Source organism: Acetobacter malorum (assembly GCF_002153605.1).
Lineage (GTDB): Bacteria > Pseudomonadota > Alphaproteobacteria > Acetobacterales > Acetobacteraceae > Acetobacter > Acetobacter malorum_A.
The window spans coordinates 1-17,046 of the sequence record NZ_JOPG01000018.1 but is presented as its reverse complement, the minus strand read 5'-3'; the positions used below and the strand labels follow the sequence as shown (position 1 = coordinate 17,046).

15 protein-coding genes and 1 pseudogene are annotated in these 17,046 nt (G+C 59.8%); 11 read left to right on the top strand and 5 right to left on the bottom strand.

Annotated features, from left to right (window positions below):
- Positions 1–74: 74 nt before the first annotated feature.
- From HK23_RS08110 to HK23_RS08095, 4 genes are all read left to right on the top strand, one after another.
- The gene (locus tag HK23_RS08110; protein ID WP_143217519.1) at positions 75–1,577 is read left to right on the top strand and encodes a glycosyltransferase family protein; all 1,503 of its coding nucleotides are present in this window, start codon (positions 75–77) and stop codon (positions 1,575–1,577) included.
- A 54-nt stretch (positions 1,578–1,631) separates the two neighbouring features.
- Positions 1,632–2,141 (top strand): GNAT family N-acetyltransferase, encoded by a 510-nt coding sequence (locus tag HK23_RS08105; RefSeq protein ID WP_086653670.1) that lies wholly within the window; start codon positions 1,632–1,634, stop codon positions 2,139–2,141.
- 81 nt (positions 2,142–2,222) lie between these two features.
- Complete coding sequence (locus HK23_RS08100) at positions 2,223–2,885, top strand: fused DSP-PTPase phosphatase/NAD kinase-like protein (protein ID WP_043550401.1); 663 nt, start codon at positions 2,223–2,225, stop codon at positions 2,883–2,885.
- Between the two features lie 7 nt (positions 2,886–2,892).
- Positions 2,893–3,840: a DMT family transporter gene (locus tag HK23_RS08095; protein ID WP_086653581.1), complete on the top strand. Its 948-nt coding sequence runs from the start codon at positions 2,893–2,895 to the stop codon at positions 3,838–3,840.
- Positions 3,841–3,895: 55 nt separating this feature from the next.
- Here the strand turns inward: HK23_RS08095 and HK23_RS08090 are convergent, their stop codons facing one another.
- Genes HK23_RS08090 through HK23_RS08080 form a run of 3 tightly spaced genes read right to left on the bottom strand, consistent with a single transcriptional unit; the run spans position 3,896 to position 8,143 of the window.
- Positions 3,896–5,119: a phosphoglycerate kinase gene (locus HK23_RS08090; protein WP_086653580.1), complete on the bottom strand. Its 1,224-nt coding sequence runs from the start codon at positions 5,117–5,119 to the stop codon at positions 3,896–3,898.
- On the bottom strand, positions 5,119–6,138 hold the full coding sequence (gap, locus tag HK23_RS08085; protein ID WP_086653579.1) for a type I glyceraldehyde-3-phosphate dehydrogenase: 1,020 nt from the start codon (positions 6,136–6,138) through the stop codon (positions 5,119–5,121). The genes HK23_RS08090 and gap overlap by 1 nt, the downstream gene beginning before the upstream one ends.
- 25 nt (positions 6,139–6,163) lie before the next feature.
- Positions 6,164–8,143, bottom strand: a complete 1,980-nt coding sequence (locus HK23_RS08080) for a transketolase-like TK C-terminal-containing protein (RefSeq protein ID WP_086653578.1) — start codon at positions 8,141–8,143, stop codon at positions 6,164–6,166.
- Between the two features lie 193 nt (positions 8,144–8,336).
- Between HK23_RS08080 and HK23_RS08075 the strand changes: the two genes are divergently transcribed.
- Both HK23_RS08075 and hemA read left to right on the top strand, forming a co-directional pair.
- Complete coding sequence (locus HK23_RS08075; RefSeq protein WP_086653577.1) at positions 8,337–8,813, top strand: hypothetical protein; 477 nt, start codon at positions 8,337–8,339, stop codon at positions 8,811–8,813.
- A gap of 91 nt (positions 8,814–8,904) precedes the next feature.
- Complete coding sequence (hemA, locus tag HK23_RS08070; RefSeq protein WP_063907318.1) at positions 8,905–10,167, top strand: 5-aminolevulinate synthase; 1,263 nt, start codon at positions 8,905–8,907, stop codon at positions 10,165–10,167.
- A gap of 56 nt (positions 10,168–10,223) precedes the next feature.
- Here the strand turns inward: hemA and HK23_RS08065 are convergent, their stop codons facing one another.
- The gene (locus tag HK23_RS08065) at positions 10,224–11,000 is read right to left on the bottom strand and encodes a DsbA family protein (RefSeq protein WP_086653576.1); all 777 of its coding nucleotides are present in this window, start codon (positions 10,998–11,000) and stop codon (positions 10,224–10,226) included.
- 155 nt (positions 11,001–11,155) lie between these two features.
- On the opposite strand from HK23_RS08065, the gene HK23_RS08060 reads away from it, so the two are divergent.
- Together HK23_RS08060 and recA are read left to right on the top strand one after the other, a co-directional pair.
- On the top strand, positions 11,156–12,586 hold the full coding sequence (locus HK23_RS08060) for a gamma-glutamyltransferase (protein WP_086653575.1): 1,431 nt from the start codon (positions 11,156–11,158) through the stop codon (positions 12,584–12,586).
- 228 nt (positions 12,587–12,814) lie between these two features.
- Complete coding sequence (gene recA / locus HK23_RS08055; protein WP_231888271.1) at positions 12,815–13,840, top strand: recombinase RecA; 1,026 nt, start codon at positions 12,815–12,817, stop codon at positions 13,838–13,840.
- A gap of 3 nt (positions 13,841–13,843) precedes the next feature.
- Here recA and HK23_RS08050 read toward each other — a convergent pair whose 3' ends face one another.
- On the bottom strand, positions 13,844–14,368 hold the full coding sequence (locus tag HK23_RS08050) for a GNAT family N-acetyltransferase (RefSeq protein ID WP_086653574.1): 525 nt from the start codon (positions 14,366–14,368) through the stop codon (positions 13,844–13,846).
- Positions 14,369–14,461: 93 nt separating this feature from the next.
- Between HK23_RS08050 and HK23_RS08045 the strand changes: the two genes are divergently transcribed.
- The 3 genes and pseudogenes from HK23_RS08045 to HK23_RS08035 form a co-directional block, all read left to right on the top strand.
- Positions 14,462–14,812, top strand: a complete 351-nt coding sequence (locus HK23_RS08045; protein WP_063907321.1) for a winged helix-turn-helix domain-containing protein — start codon at positions 14,462–14,464, stop codon at positions 14,810–14,812.
- A gap of 80 nt (positions 14,813–14,892) precedes the next feature.
- Positions 14,893–16,437 (top strand): OpgD/OpgG family glucan biosynthesis protein, encoded by a 1,545-nt coding sequence (locus HK23_RS08040; protein ID WP_179193846.1) that lies wholly within the window; start codon positions 14,893–14,895, stop codon positions 16,435–16,437.
- Positions 16,413–17,046, top strand: a pseudogene (locus HK23_RS08035) (glucans biosynthesis glucosyltransferase MdoH); the annotation flags it as partial. The gene HK23_RS08040 and the pseudogene HK23_RS08035, both read left to right, overlap by 25 nt.

The following is a 17,046-nucleotide window of genomic DNA, read 5'->3' as shown; positions in this document are numbered from 1 at the left end:
ACTTTTTAAGTGGTATCAAAATTGATACTTGAGATGATATTTAAATAATAAACGCAAACTATAAGGAAACACGTGTGCAAGAGAGAGATAACAGGATCAGTCTGTTTTTCTCAGAGATTATGCCTAAGGCGGTTCCTCCGGCACTTGCTGCGGGTTTGAAGTATCTCCTGATCGCTCTGGTTGTGGTGTATGCGCTGAGCTATTGCGTCATCCCGTTTTCGGACGGGGATCCGGCTTATTATGTGCTGATCGGTCGCGGTCTGCTGCGGGACCATATTCTGCCCTACAACTATGCGTTTGATCACAAACCTTTCGGCGTTTACCTGTTTTATGGGCTTTGGGACCTCATTGCGCCCTTTACTTTGGGAAAATTTACGCTTCTGGCTGTGCTGTTGAGCGGTGCGTTTGTTACCATCAGCCGAGCGTTCGGGTCATTCAATCGCGGTCTGGCCTTTGGTCTTCTGACTGTATGTGGCGCGATTTTTGACGTGCTCTCCGGGAACACCGAGCTGGTTCTGGTGGTGGCTGAGGCGCTGATTCTGGCGCTGATGCTCAAAGGGATAGAAACAAACAAAACGGGTCTGTTTTTTCTGGCAGGCTGTCTTTCTGCTCTGGCCGTAAATGTGAATTATCTGGCGGGCGTGTGCCTTCTGGGGCCAATGGCTTTGCTTCTGTTTTCTCCCGGCTGGTTCCGGCTTTCCCGGTGCGTGATGGCTGGGCTGGGCGGTGTCGTCAGTCTGGTTGCTCTGTTTTCGCCCTATCTGATTGTTGGGCATGGGGCGTTGCAGTCCTATTTTTCCATGCAGAGAAGTTTTCTGCACAACTATAGTGGTGCGCTTTCAGAGCGGTTGCAGTGCGTCTTCTGGATGACGTTTTATCTGGGACTGATGCTGCCCATTCTTCTTGGATGGATAAGGCGTTTCCCGTTTAATCTGGCAGATGAGGCCGCACGTCGCACCATGATTTTGCCGGTGTGGTTTGCTTCATCCTTCCCGGCAACGCTGCTCTCCGGGCACCCGTATCAGCATTATTTCATTCTCTGCTTTGCGCCTGCCACACTCATGCTGGCGATTTTGTTCCGTGAGGGCGCGTTCCCTTCCCGTCTTGCTCTCATGCCTCTTTGGCTTTCCTCCCTGTTTTTCATGGGGACAGAGGTGAAAAGGAATGTGACAATCGCTCTCTACACCTCACGGGTCGATTATACAGAGATTGCCCGGCAGGTCGGGCAGGCCAAAGTTCTGGATATCAGAACGTTTCATGCGGTTTTCTATCTGTCTGATTTAAAGCCGTTTGATGTGTATTTGTTCAGTGACCACATTGACATTTTCTTCCGGCAAAACGCGTGGAAGCGTTATATGCAGGACCTTGCGCAAAACCCCTTGTATGTTGTCGCGCCTTATATGGGTTGCGAAAGACATGAGGTTGAAGCCCCCGTTTGCCAGTGGCTGCATGACCATTACACGCAGACTTATGCGGTGAATGTCCGACATATTCACAAAAGCAGGCCGAATAAATTTTCTTTATCGCTCTACAAACTTCGGGAGCCGTCTGAACAGCAGCCTTCGTCTGGTCTGTAAAGGATGCGTTTCGGTTTGCCTTGAGCATGCAGCATCTCGCATAAAAGACGGATGATGATGCTTCGTGACGCCTGGCCTGCGGATATTCCCCGGATTACCAGTATTTATAACCATGCCGTGCTGCACACGACGGCGATCTGGAACGAGACGGTCGTCGATGAGGCCAACCGTCTGGCGTGGTTACGGGAGCGCCAGCAGGCCGGGTATCCGGTGCTGGTGGCTGTCTCGGCTGCGGGGGAGGTCGCTGGGTATGCCACCTTTGGGCCGTGGCGGGCATTTGATGGTTACCGGCATACGGTAGAACATTCTGTGTATGTGCACCCTGATGCGCAGCGGCAGGGCGTGGGGCTGACTCTGATGAAGGCGCTGATCGAGCAGGCCCGTGCGCAGGGAAAGCATGTGATGGTGGCCGGGATTGATGCTCAGAATACCGGATCTGTTGCGCTGCATCAGCAACTGGGGTTTGAAGCGACAGGTGTGATGAAAGAGGTTGGCTGCAAATTTGGGCGCTGGCTGGATCTGACGTTTTTCTGCCTGACGCTGGATGCCCGCCCCCGTCCTTAACGGCCCGGCGCCTGCTGAAAAGATTGACGCTGAGGAAGCAGGGTGAGACACCAGTCCTTTCTATGAGAACGGGAGCAGTTCGTGTTTGACGGCCATCTTTCCTCCGTAGCCGGTCGTACGCGGGCATGGACAGACAGTTTGTTTGTGGACCACGCCATTTTCCGGCTGGTCTGGACAAATTTTCACGCTGTGGTGCCCGGCAAGGTTTATCGCTGCAATCATCCAACCCCCGCACGGCTAAAATGGGCCATGCGGCGTTTTAATCTGCGTACGCTGGTCAATTTGCGTGGGCACCGGAAATGCGGGTCGGATGCGCTTTCCCGCAATGCCGCTGCCCGGCTTGGGCTGGCGCATGTGGATATGGCGTTTGAAAGCCGGGGCGCACCTCACCGCGACCGTATTCTGCGTTTTGCCGGGCTATATCAGCAGATTGCGTTCCCCATGCTGATGCATTGCAAATCCGGCGCGGATCGGGCGGGTCTGGCATCCGGGCTGGTCATCCTGTTTGAAGGGGGCACAGCAGAGCGGGCGTTGAAAGAACTGTCCTGGCGATACGGGCATTTCCGGCAGTCCCGCACCGGTATTCTGGATGCATTTTTCCTGCGTTATCAGGCTGAGGCCGAAGGACGCATCCCGTTTCTTGACTGGGTGCGCGATGAGTATGATGAAGCCGCGCTGAAGCGGGACTTCGTTGCCGGAAAAATTGCCTCGTTCATGACAGATCAGGTTTTACGCAGAGAGTAACAGACCTATGGATGCACAGCCTGCTCCGGCCTCGCCGGTTCATTCGTTGCCTGCATCCCACCCGCCGGTGCCAGTTTTTGCGGCGGCGCTGGCAATTTTATCGTGGGCCAGCGCATACCCTGTTGTGCGTCTGGCATTGCAGGTTCTTCCCCCTGTCCCGCTGGCTGCTGCACGCTATGCGTTAGCGGCGGTGATTGCTCTGGCGTGGGTGAGCTGGACGCGCCCCCGCTTGCCGCGTGTGCAGGATCTGCCGCGCTTTGTGGTGTGCGGGGCTGTCGGTATTTCCCTTTATAATATTCTGTTCAATCTGGGGGAACAGACTGTTTCCGCCGGCGCGGCCAGTCTGCTGATAAGCTTTTCTCCGCTGATTGCAGCACTTCTTGCTGTCGGGATGATGGGAGAGCGGCTGTCTGTCTGGGGCTGGGTTGGGTCGCTGGTCAGTTTTTGTGGTGTTGTGCTGGTGGCACAGGGGCAACCGGGCGGCCTGACGTTTGGCTCCGGGGCCGCAGATGTGCTGGGGGCGGCCTTTTCTGCCGCAGTCTATAATGCTGTTCAGAAAAAACTTGTGGCGGTGTATGGGGCTTTGGCAACAACGGCCTATGTGCTGATTATTGGCGCTGTATTGCTGACGCCTTGGCTTCCGCAGGCGGTGCAGAGCTTGCAGACTGCCCCGGTCACCGGCTGGATTCTGGTTGTGCAGCTTGCGGTCTTTCCCGCCATTCTGGGCTACGCAGCGTGGGCGCATGTTGTGGGCCGGATTGGCGTGGCCCGCTCTTCCGGCTTTATCTACCTGCTTTCCCCCGCAACTTTGCTGCTGGCGTTTCTGATTACAGCTGAAGTGCCGAGCCTGCGTATGCTTGTGGGGGGGGCTATTATTCTGGCGGGTGTGGGGCTGATGAATACGCTGGGGCGTGTCAGACCTCCGGCAGTCCAACAAAAAACGCCGGCGGTCTGAGACCCCCGGCGTCTTCTGTCTTCTTAGAAAAAAGGCTCTGAAGTCAGAGTGTTTTTCAGATGGGAATGGTTCGTTCCAGCGTGGAACTCAGCGCGGTCAGGCCCGGCAGAACCTTGCCTTCCAGCCATTCCAGAAAAGCGCCGCCTGCGGTGGAGACATACGTCATGTCATGCAGCACACCGGCGTGACGCAGGGCGGAAACAGTGTCCCCCCCTCCGGCAATGGTTTTCAGGCTGCCCGCCTTTGTCAGGCGAGCGGCTTCCTGTGCGACAGCATTGGTGCCTTCATCAAATGGCGGCAGCTCGAACACGCCCAGAGGGCCGTTCCACACCAGCGTTTTCAGGTCAGCCAGTTTGGCTTTCAGCAGTTTGACCGTTTCCGGCCCCACATCCAGCGCCATCCAGCCATCCGGGATTTCCGTCACGGGAGCAACCAGCGTGGGCGCACCGGCCATGAAGTCCTCAGAAAGGACAACATCAACCGGCAGAACCAGATCGCAGTTCTTTTCCTTCGCCTTGGCGATGATCTGCCGGGCCGTGTCCAGCATATCCTCTTCCTTGAGCGACTTGCCGACGCTCAGCCCTTTGGCGGCCAGGAAGGTGTTGGCCATAGCGCCACCCACAACCAGAACGTCCACGCGCTCCAGCATGTTTTCCAGCAGGGCGAGTTTGGTGGAGACTTTCGCCCCGCCCACAATCGCGCCAACCGGATGCTCGGGGTTTTCCAGAGCGGCATCCAGCGCGGACAGTTCCGCTTCCATCAGACGCCCGGCATAGGCAGGCAGATGCTCGGCCACACCGGCGGTGGAGGCATGAGCCCGATGCGCTGCGGAGAACGCATCGTTCACATACACATCACCCAGTCTTGCCAGTTCAGCGGCCAGATCCGGTGCATTGGCTTCCTCACCCGGGTAGAAGCGGGTGTTTTCCAGCAGCAGCACTTCCCCGTCTTTCAGGGAGCGAGCTGCGGTTTCTGCCTGCGGGCCGATGCAGTCATGCATGAAGCTGACCGGCTTACCCAGTGCCGTGGCCAGAGCCTCGGCCATGGGTTCCAGAGACAGGCCGGGCACAACCTTGCCCTTCGGGCGGTCAAAATGGCTGAGCACAATCACGCGCCCGCCTTTGTCCGCCAGTTCCCGGATGGTCGGCACAATGCGCTCAATGCGCGTCATGTCCGAAATCTTCCCGTCCTGCATCGGGACGTTCAGATCGGCTCTCAGCAGGATACGCTTGCCCTTTGGGTCAAGCTTATCCAGCGTGTTGAAGGGAAGAATGGCCATCAGAGTGAGCCGAACAGAGCCGCAGTGTCGGACATGCGGTTGGAGAAGCCCCACTCATTGTCATACCAGGAGCAGATGCGCACCAGCTTACCGCCATCGACCAGAGAGGTCTGCGTGGCGTCAAAGGTGGAGGAGGCCAGAGCATGGTTAAAGTCGGAGCTGACCAGCGGCGCATCAGAATATGCCAGAACGCCTTTCAGCGCGCCTTCGGATGCGGTCTTGATGGCGGCATTCACTTCTTCCACGGAGCCCGGCACCTTTTTCGGCACGAAGTCGAGCGAAACGAGGGAGACGTTGGCCGTCGGCACACGAATGGCCGTGCCATCCAGCTTGCCTTTAAGCTGCGGCAGAACCAGACCGACCGCGCGGGCAGCGCCCGTGGAGGTCGGGATCATGTTCAGGCCGGCAGCGCGGGCGCGACGCAGGTCTTTATGCAGGGTGTCCACCGTGCGCTGGTCACCCGTGTAGGAGTGGATGGTGACCATGTAGCCGCGCTCAATGCCAAATGCGTCTTCCAGCACCTTGGCGACCGGAGCCAGACAGTTGGTGGTGCAGGAGGCGTTGGAGATCACCGTCATGTCCGGCGTCAGCACATCCTGGTTCACACCGTAAACGATGGTGGCATCCGCATCCGTGCCCGGAGCGGAGATGATCACCTTGCGGGCGCCGGCAGCCAGAAGCTGGCCTGCTTTTTCCTTGGAGGTGAACAGGCCGGTGCATTCCATGGCCACATCCACGCCCTGGAACGGCACCTTGGAGGGGTCACGCTCGGCAGAAACGGTAATCGGGTCCCACGTGCGGCCATGTGCGGTGATGATCAGCTTGTTGCCATCAACCTTGACGTCAGCCGGCAGGCGGCCATGCACGCTGTCATAGCTCAGCAGGTGGGCGTTGTCCGCCACGCTGCCCAGATCGTTAATGGCCACCGGCACAACGTCCGTGCGTCCGCTTTCAATAATACCGCGCAGCACAAGCCGGCCAATACGCCCGAATCCGTTGATTGCAATTTTGACTGCCATGATTTTTAAGCTCCGTTTTTTTATTCTATGGTCTTGTCGTTAACGGTCCCCGAACGCGGGTCCGGGGCTGGTCCGGCGTGCGCAGGGAAGGCCCCCGTTCACCGCCTGAGGTCTGAAGGCGCATGCGCACCTTCTCGCAGATCGCTTCAACAGTAATGCCAAAGCGCTCATACAATGCGTTGGCCGGGGCGGACGTGCCGAAATCATCCATGCCAACAAAAACTCCTTCTTCACCAAGCCAGCGTTCCCAGCCAAAGCTGGAAGCGGCCTCGACCCCCACGCGCAGTCCGGACGTGCCCAGCACGGTCCTGCGGTAGCTGGCGGGCTGTTCGGCAAACAGTTCCCAGCAGGGGATGGAGACCACGGTGGCCCGAATATCCTGCCGGGCCAGATGGTGCGATGCTTTCAGCGCGATGGCAACCTCTGGGCCGGACGCAATCAGCGTCACCTGCCGGTTGTCTTCCTGCTTCACCACATACCCCCCGCGGGAGGGGGTGCCGAACGCGGGCGGAGGCAGCGGACCGTACCGGTTTTCATACGGGCAAAGCAGCAGCATGGCCGGTCCCCCCTGCCAGTTAAGGGCGGCCTCCCAGCAGGCGGTGGTCTCACGCGCGTCACAGGGGCGGAAAACAGCCAGATGTGGCATGGCGCGCAGGCTGGCCAGTTGCTCCACCGGCTGCCAGCCCCCGCCGCCATCGCCCAGTGCCAGCCCGTCACCCGTGAGCAGATACAGCACCTTGCGGCGCATCAGGGCCGCCATACGCAGGGCGGAGCGCATGCGATCCACCGTCATCATGCTGGCGGCACAGCAGGGGAGCAGGCCGCCATGCAAGGCAATACCGTTTAGCATACCTGCCATGCCATGATCCTGAATCCCACAGGACTGCTCCGCCGGGAGCAGGCGCGTGCGGGCCTGAAACGTGGCAGGCAGGGCGACCGGAGCAGCCAGATCCTGCCGGTAGGCGGAAGAGGCGGTCAGGCACACCAGTTCGGGCAGAACGTCGGAAAGGGCGCGGAGGCCGGCAAGGCCTGCATCCTGCGTGGCGTGTCCCCTTGATGAGCGCATCTGCCAGCGGCAGGCGCGGTGCCAGTCCTCATCAAACAGGGCGGGACGCTGGCCCTGCACTTCCCGCTCAAAGGCATTGCGCAACCGATGACGGGCGAAGCGGCGCAACCAGGACCGCCGGGTGGTCGCTCCGCGTCGGGCGGTTGGGCTCCACGGGCCGGTCAGTTCTTCTTCCGGCGGAAGCTCGGGGCCGGGCAGACCTTCATGAGCACTGGAGGGCAGGCAGGCAATCAGGGTGGGTTTACGGGCGCGGAGGGTGGCTGCAAGGGCGGAGCTGATGGCCGCAGCACTGCCTGCGTCCACTCGCCGCACCGTCCACCCGGAGGCGCTAAAACGAGTGAGCGAATCGGCAAAATCGTCGTTATCCGGCCCTGCTGGTGGGGTGACGAGCACAGCCAGTCTGTCCAGCCCAAAGCGCCCGGCCAGCTGTGCGGCCTCCATGGCGACGCCGGTCGCGAGATCCGTATCCTGTGCCAGAACCCATGTCCGGTGGTTGACCAGTGAGCGGCCAAAGCGCCGGGCAAGTGTCTGTTCCGCAAAGGCCATGCCTACTGCGGCGGCCACGCCCTGCCCTGCCGGACCGGGTGCGACTTCCACCGCCGGGTGGCGGCCATATTCCAGCGGAATGTTGTCCGCTGTGGGGGAGCCGGTCAGGCGCAGCATCGCGCGCAGCAGCGGCAGCATGGTGGTGGAGGGCACCACAAACCGGTCCCGGTCCGGCCAGTTGGGGGCGCTGGGGTCAAACCGCAGCACACGGCACCAGAGCGCGGTGACTGGCAGGCACATTCTGTTAAGCAGCGTGCGGGCGTGGGGCGGGAGGGCTTCCTCATTCAGCAGCAGGCGCGCGGCGTGGCTCATTCGGGCCACGGCACTTTGCTGGGCGGAGAGGTGGGTCTCTTCCCGCTGGTCGGTCGGGTCTGTCGAAGGGACTGCTGCCATTCGCCTGCCTTCCGTGATGGGCCTGCCCGTGCGACAGGTCTTCATCCTCGTGCCCTGCTCAATAAAGGCGGCCAGAGGTGAGAGCAAGTTTTGAGAGCCTTGCGCTGAGCTTAACCTTGCGTCTGCCGTAAAGGAGCGCGAAAGAAGGTGGCAAGAGTCACCACATCCTGTTTGACCCGGAGATCTGCCCGTTATGCTGTCTGTTTCCCGTTTTATAGAGAAGGGGCCGTTTTTTCGGGTGGCGTTTGTGGCCAGTGTTGCGCTGTGCCTGAGCGGGTGCAAGCTGGTGGACCAGAAAACGTTCAATGCCCGTGCTGGCAAACCGCCCGTGCCTTATATTCCGCCTCCGCCGCCCGGCCCGCCGCCGGTGCCGCCGCTGATTGAGCTTGTGGCGGGCACCTCTCCGGCTGAGTGGAGCGGACCGGTTGAGCAGATTGTGCACAAGGCGCTGGCCAGCAAGCCCGACATTCTGTTTGTGGTGCAGTGTCTGGTCCCGCCGGGTGGGGACTCAGCGACAGATCAGCAGGCGCTGGTGCAGTTGGTACAGGGTGATGGGCAGGCTGTAACACAGGCTATCATCAAGGATGGAGCCTCCCCCGCTCAGGTGGAAATGGCCGCTATGCCGGATTCGACCGTGACGAACTCAGTCATCAGAGTGTATGTGAAGTAACTCTAACAAGTTTATGTGAAGACCGGCCAGACGGCCGACGGGCCCTGTGCCGAGCCCCGACCGTTTCTGACGACGCGAGGAGAGTAGAAGCGTGGGATCAATCAAAAACGCCCGGCATCCGTTTTATGAGCACTGTCACACGGCGTTGAATGATATCAGGCAGCAGGGGCGCTACCGCACATTTACCCCGCTGGCACGCCTTGCAGACCGTTTCCCTCTGTATGAGGAAGAACTGCCTGCCCTGCCGGAAGGCCGGGAAGTGATTGTCTGGTCCACCAATGACTATCTGGGCATGGGTGTCGTACCGGAAGTGCAGGAAGCCGCGATTGCTGCCATCCGTGAGCATGGCGCTGGTGCCGGTGGCACGCGCAATATTGCCGGAACCAGCCCGCTGCATACAGCGCTTGAGGCAGAGCTGGCCGCGCTGCACGGTAAGGAAGCGGGGCTTCTGTTTGTCTCCGGCTATGTGTCCAATCAGGCCAGTCTCCAGACTATTCTGACCTCCATGCCCGGCTGGATCTGTTTTTCAGATCGCCTGAACCATGCCTCTATGATTGCGGGCATCAAGGGTGCACGTGGCTCTCAGACGGTCATTTTTGAACATAATGATCTGGCGGACCTTGAGGCCAAACTGGCGGCGGCTCCTGCGGATGCGCCCAAGCTTATCGCGTTTGAGAGCGTCTATTCCATGGACGGCGATATTTCCGACATCGCCGGGATCTGCGCGCTGGCCCGTAAATATAATGCCCTGACCTATCTGGATGAGGTGCATGCGGTCGGCCTCTATGGCGAGGAAGGCGGCGGGATTTCCCAGCGTGATGGCGTAGCCGATCAGGTAGATATTATTGAAGGCACGCTGGCCAAGGGCTTTGGTGTGCATGGCGGCTACATCACGGCCACGGCCGAGATTGTCGATTTCCTGCGGTCCACGGCCTCCGGCTTCATCTTCACCACAGCTCTGCCGCCGCCGGTGGTGGGCGCTGCGCTGACCAGTGTGCGCAAAGTACGGGCTGAAAACTGGCGCCGTGAGAAAATGTTCGAGCGGGTGAATACCTTCCGCGCCCGCCTGCGGGCTGCCGGGGTGCCGTTCACCATGACGCCCAGCCACATCGTGCCCATTCCGGTTGGGGATGCGGAACGTTGCAAGCGCATCAGCCGCCGCCTGCTGGTGGAATACGGCCAGTATGCCACGCCCATCAATTACCCCACGGTGCCGCAGGGCACGGAGCGCCTGCGGCTGACGCCGGGGCCGTTCCATACGGATGAGATGATGGATGAAATGGTGCGCGCTCTGGCGCATCTGCTGCGGGAAGAAGGCGTGATGCCTGCCCGCCAGACCGAAGACGCGGCCTGAAAAACGGATCTCTCAGCCCCTCCCCGGTTCATGGAACCGGGGAGTGGCCGGAGGGGTCAGCGTGCTTTGCGCAGCCGGTCGAGGGCCGCTTTCAGGTCACTCTCAGACGCCGCGCCGGGAATAATTTCACGGTCGCCAATAATGAAGGTCGGCGTACCTTCCAGATCAATCGCCTTCGCCAGTTCAAGATTCTTGCTCAGCGCTGTGGTAACAGCCGGGCTTTTCATGTCTTTCAGCAGGCGGTCTGCATCCAGCCCGACATTCTGTGCAAGACGACGAATGCGATCCAGTGACGGGGCTGAGGAATCGGTCATCAGCGCTTTCTGGAACGGGACGTATTTGCCCTGAAGGCCCGCCGCCATAATGGCTTCAGCGTCAATCACGCTGTTTGGCCCCAGAACCGGGATGACCTTTTCAACCAGTCGCAGGTCGGGTTCTGAGCCAATCAGGTGGTCCACATCGCCCAGCACCTTGCGGCAATACTGGCAGCGGGGGTCGTAAAACTCGACCACTTCCAGCTTGCCGTTCTTATTGCCCAGCACAACGTCCGTCGTGCTTTCCCCATACTGCGCCTTGTTGTGGCGCACAGTCTCCAGCGCGGAGGACGCTTTTCTGGCGGCTGCCTGCGTCTGCAGGGAGGAGATGGCGTCAGACAGAATGGTGGGGTCTGTCTTCAGCGCATTGCGTACGATTTCAACAATTTCTGCCCGTTGTGCGGGGCTGAAACTGCTGTCCGCAGCATGGGCGGAAGCTGCCCCGCCGCAGAGCAGGAGGAGGCTTGCGGCTCCGGCCAGAGCGGCGCGCCTGAAAGAAAAGGTTATCAGCTTTTTCATCGTGCCATTATGTCTAAAGCAGAACCGTTGGGATGGAAATGGCGTGCGCGTGTTGCTGCCTGCCCGGAAGAGCGGTAATTCAGAATAGAGATTCAGACGCCCGGTATGCGGGCAGACCAGCGAAATGGAGACATCAAGGCGTGCCCGAGCATTTCATGAAGACCTGTTCAGCCCGGCTTGCGCCGTTATTTTCAGGTCCTGCCCGGATGGCAGCTCTGCTGATGGCCTGTTCACTGACTGCCTGTGGCAGCGAGCATGAGGGGCCTGCTCAGCCTGTCGTAACGGGGTTTGTGGGTGAGGTTGTGGCGGATGAACCGCAGGCTGCTCTGGTGGCGCGGGATGTGCTGGCACAGGGCGGGAACGCGGCGGATGCTGCGGCGGCTCTGGGGCTGGCTCTGTCTGTCACCCTGCCGTCCCGTGCATCTCTGGGCGCAGGCGGGGCTTGTCTGGCCTGGCGTCCGGGTGATGCGCAGGGGCAGGCTTTCCTCTTCCTGCCGCGCGCAGGCCAGACCGATGCGCAGTCTGACCGTCCTGCTGCCGTGCCTATGATGGCCCGTGGCCTGTATCTGATGCAGCTGCGCTACGGCAGCGTCGATTTTGCTGACGTGATTGTCCCGGCCCGCAATCTGGCGACCGATGGTGTGCCGGTTGGCGGGCTTCTGGCGTCCGATCTGGCCGCTGTGCAGGCCCCCCTGCTGGCGGACGAGAAAACCCGCGCCATTTTTGCCAATAGCAATGGCTCCGTGCTGGCAGCGAATGACCTGATGGTGCAGCCCCGTCTGGCGGGTGCGCTGGAGCGCCTGCGTATTGCCGGTGTGGGCGATCTTTATAACGGTTCACTGGCGCAAAGCTTTACGCAGGCATCTCAGGCAGCGGGCGCTGGCCTGACACCAGCGGACATGCGCGGCAGTCTGGCTGTGGCGGAACAACCTCTGACGGTGCGTTCTGGTGGTCTGGATATCAGCTTCCTGCCGCCGCCGGCTGATGGTGGGCTGGGCACTGCGGCTTCTTACCTGTCTATGGACGAGCATGGCCATGCCAGCGCCCGGGCGGAAGCAGTTGTCTCTGGCTGGCGCGCCCGGCAGTCCGGCAAAGGGGCAGCTGTGAGTGTTGCGGATGCGGAAGCTCTTCTGAAGAGCGGGCATCTCCCGTCCGGGTCTGCTCTGCCGCCCCTGCCTGCCTCGACTTCCTTTGTCGTGACGGATCGTACGGGTGAGACGGTGAGCTGTGGCCTGACCATGAATAACCTGTTCGGCACGGGGCGTGTTGCGGGTTCGACCGGCATTGTGCTGGCGGCGTCTCCGGTTCGTCGTCCCCTGCCCTTGCTGACGGCGGCTATCGCACATCAGGGCACCACGCAGTTCCGGGCGGCCGCTACGGCTTCCGGCCAGAACGTGGCGGCCGATACGGCTGCCGTTGCGCTGCGGGCGGCTGTTGCGGGCCAGCGCCCGACGGTGACAGAGGGTGTGGGGCGTGCCAACTTTGTTTCCTGCCCGGCGGGTCTGCCGGGGGATTCAGGAAAATGCTTCGGCTGGACCGATCCGCGCGGGTCTGGCCTTGCGGTCTCGTCCGGGCATACCAAATAAGGTCTGTCGCGTTGGCGGCAGGAGGCAAGGCGGCTTCGGGCCGCCTGTTTCCGGCTTGAAGTGTTCTTGTTTTGTTTCTATAAGAACAAACAGAAATCAAATTCTTAAGGTGCCTGAGCGAACTCTGGGGCTTGATGCCAGTCATTGCCCGGCGCGCGGCTTTTATGGCACGTCTTGAAACAGTGCAGCACTCCCGGCCTCAGTCGAGGGCCACAGGAAAGGTGAATGATGGATAAGGCAAAAGCTCTTGAAGGCGCGCTCGGGCAGATTGAACGGGCTTTTGGGAAAGGGTCTGTCATGCGGCTGGGGCAGCGGCCGAAGGAACAGGCAGATGTGGTTCCCACCGGTTCTCTCGGGCTGGATATTGCTCTGGGGATTGGCGGTCTGCCGCGTGGCCGTGTGATTGAAATTTACGGGCCGGAAAGCTCGGGTAAAACCACGCTGGCCCTGCACGCCATTGCAGAAGCCCAGAAGCGGGGCGGCACCTGCGCGTTTATTGACGCCGAGCACGCTCTGGACCCCGGTTACGCCAAGAAGCTGGGCGTTGATATTGATAACCTGCTGATCAGCCAGCCCGATGCGGGTGAGCAGGCGCTGGAAATTGCCGACACACTGGTGCGCTCCGGCGCGATTGATGTGCTGGTGGTAGATAGTGTGGCCGCTCTGGTGCCGCGTGCGGAACTCGAAGGTGATATGGGCGATAGCCATGTCGGCCTGCATGCCCGTCTGATGAGTCAGGCGCTGCGTAAGCTGACCGGTTCCGTTGCGCGCTCCAACACCATGATGATCTTCCTCAACCAGATCCGTCTGAAGATCGGCGTGATGTTTGGGAACCCGGAAACCACGACAGGTGGTAACGCGCTGAAGTTCTACGCCTCTGTCCGTCTGGACATCCGCCGCATCGGGTCCATCAAGGACAAGGATGAAGTGGTGGGCAACCAGACGCGTGTGAAAGTGGTCAAGAACAAGATGGCCCCGCCGTTCCGTCAGGTTGAGTTCGACATCATGTATGGCGAAGGCATCAGCAAGGTCGGGGAACTGATTGATCTGGGTGTGAAGGCCGGTGTGGTGGAGAAATCCGGCGCATGGTTCTCTTACGACAGCCAGCGGATTGGTCAGGGGCGTGAAAACTCCAAGCAGTTCCTGCGCGACCACCCGGAAATGGCAGCCGAGATTGAACGCAAGGTGCGCGAGCATTCCGGAATTGTGGCGGAAGCCATGATGCTGGCTCCCGAACACCACACAGAAGACTAAGACTTACTCCCGGCCTGATACGGGTCGGGAGAGAAAGCTGGCTTCGGGATCGTACGAAGCCAGCACAGCTTTTTCAGCCTCTGAAATGTTCTCCGGGGTAAATCCCTGCCGCAGCCAGAAGGTGCGCGCGGGGCCCGTCGCTGTGAGGGTGATTACGGGTAGATGTGCTGCGCGGGCAGCATTATTGGCCAGCGCAATGGCCTCTTTGGCTCTGCCCTGCCCTCTTACTGTTTCATCCAGCGCAAGATCATGCAGATACCAACTGTCTGGCTGGGCAGGCAGACTGCCCAGAAGGCAGTTCAGGCGTGGGGAGAGGTGCCCTGCCCATGGGTGGCTGATCAGATAGCCATGAACGCCCCGCGCATTCTCCAGCACAAAGCATCCTTCCGGCGCTAAGGTCAGCCGCTCTCTGAAAATGTCGTCATCTTCCGGATAATCGGGATGAATGCGCGCCGCCAGTGTTATCGTGGCGGCAAGATCGTCTGGCCTCATGGAACGCCAGATGGTATCTGCGGTGGAGTATGTCATGAGAACATCGCCGGGGCGTGGCCCTTGGTAAGAAGAGACATGATGCTTTCATGATATCACGCATAAAATGACAACGCGAACGCGGGCAGGCGAATGACAGAGCGGCTAAGACTGACCTTGCGGGTGGATGCGGATAAAAAACCCGCCCTTGGGCATGGGAAAATCCGCCTGCTTGAGCAACTGGCAGAAACAGGGTCCATTTCAGCGGCGGGACGCGCCATGGGCATGTCCTACCGCCGGACATGGTTGTTGGTGGATAGCCTGAACCAGCTGTTCCGGGAGCCTTTGGTCGTCACCCGTCCCGGCGGCGGTGGCGGCGCTTTTCTGACAGCCGAAGGCGAGGCTGTAGTGCGCTGCTATCGGGAGATCGAAAAAGAGGCAGCTCAGGCAGCAGAGACCCGTCTGGCAGAACTTGAAAAACTCTTAACACCACAAATCGTGTAATGCCCTTAAAAAGCCGTATCGCACGGCAATTTTGTCATTAAAGAAATTTTTAGCCCTTCATGGGAATTCGGGAGTCTGGAGTGTCTTCATCTGTACAGCGACGAGACTTAATTCGGATTGGCGCGGGGGCGACACTCGCTACTCTGGCCGGGGGCGTTGCCCGTCAGGCCAGAGCAGAGGGGCTTGAAGGGGCAACGGGTACATTTGACGATATGACGGTCCGGCAGATTGCCCGTCGTCTGGCCAGTGCGCCGTACCACGGCCCGTCGCAGACCTTGCCCAAGGCGCTGGATAATCTGAATTTTGATCAGTTCCGCAGCATTGCCTACCGGGAAGACAAGACCCTGTGGCATGACGACAATCTGGCTTTTGATGTCGCGTTCTTTCCGCGTGGGTTCCTCTACCGCCCCCGGATTGAGATTTTTGAAATAACGGACGGCAAGTCTGAAGCTGTTCCCTACTCTCCGGACTTGTTCACCTATGGTGATCCGTCTCTGAGGGTGGACGATAATCTCGGCTTTGCGGGGTTGCGTCTGCGCACGCCCATCAACACGCCGGGTGTGATGGAAGAATTCTGCGTCTTTCTGGGCGCATCTTATTTTCGTGCCGTTGCCAAGGGCCAGAGCTATGGCTTGTCCGCACGCGGCTTTGCAGATGGGACAGGCGACCCCAAAGGCGAGGAATTTGCACTCTTCCGCGCCTTCTGGCTGGAAAAACCGCAGCCGGGTGTGAAAGCTGTGGTCGTGCATGCCCTGCTGGACAGTCCCTCTGTTGCCGGTGCCTTCCGCTTTACCATCCGCCCCGGTGACGCAACGGTGTTTGACGTGCAGTCCACCCTTTACCCGCGCACCAAAATTGACCAGTCCGGCATCGCGCCGCTGACGGGCATGTTCTATTTTGACGCCAATGACCGCACCCATGTGGATGACTGGCGTCCGGCCGCGCATGACAGTGAAGCCCTGCAAATGTGGACGGGAGCCGGGCAGGAACTGTTCCGCCCGCTGCGTAACCCGCTTGATTTGCAGTTCTCGGCGTTTTCAGATGATTCCCCGCGCGGTTTCGGCCTGATGCAGCGCCGCCGGAATTTCCATGATTTTGAAGATCTGGCCCTGAATTATGAGAAACGCCCGTCTCTGTGGATTGAACCCATTGGCGACTGGGGTCAGGGCTGGGTAGATCTGGTGGAAATCCCGACGCCTAATGAAGTGAATGACAACATTGTTTCCTTCTGGCGGCCAAAGACACCGTTGGAAGCCGGGAAGGAATACAACTTTACCTACCGGATGTATTGGGGGTGGGATGCCCCCTTCCCCACCCCGCTGGCCCGCGTGGGGGCTACCCGTGTTGGCGCGGTGGTCGATGATAAAAACGCCCGCTTCTTCGCGATCGACTTCATGGGTGTGCCGTTTGAACGGCTGCCGAAGGATACGAAGTTCCATCTGGAACCCCAGTCTTCGGCGGGCAAAATTCGGAATGTGGTGGTGGAGCCAAACCCGAATATCAATGGCTGGCGCACAACCTTTGAATTCGTCCCCGGTGACGAAAAGGTTGTTGAGCTCCGCTGTGTTCTGGCAGCGGATAGTGGTCCGGTTTCAGAAGAATGGGTGTACCGTTGGACGCCGTAATGACGCAGTCTGGTCAGCAGGCCGTGCCGTTTCAGGCTCTTCCCCCGGAAGCTCCGCTGGCGATGCCGGTGCAGGATCTGCACGCCATGCCGGACATGGAGGGACGAGCCAGAACGCCTTCAACCTCTCCGGCAACCATCGGGTTGCGGCGGTTTCTGGTTATCGGGTCAGCGCTCGCGCTGACAGCCTTTGGCGCATGGCGCACGCATAAGGTGCTGGATGCCAACGGCACCTCCATCCTCGGGGTGGTGATGCTGGTGCTGTTCGTCGCCCTGTTCCTGTGGATTGCGCTGGCCTTTACGTCATCCCTGGCTGGCTTTGTCTCACTGATAACGCGCGGTGGTCTGGGTTTGGGGATTACGCGGTCAGGCCCGCTCCCGACCCTGCATTCCCGCACAGCGCTGCTGCTACCGACTTATAATGAACCCCCGCACCGCGTGATGGCGGGGCTGAAAGCCATTTATACCAGCCTGTGTGAAACAGGTCAGGTCGATGCGTTTGATGTGTTCATTCTCTCCGACACCACCAACCCGGATGTGTGGGTGGAAGAAGAAGCCGCTTTTCTCGCCCTGCGTGCGCAGACCGGCGGTGAAAAACGGATTTTTTTCC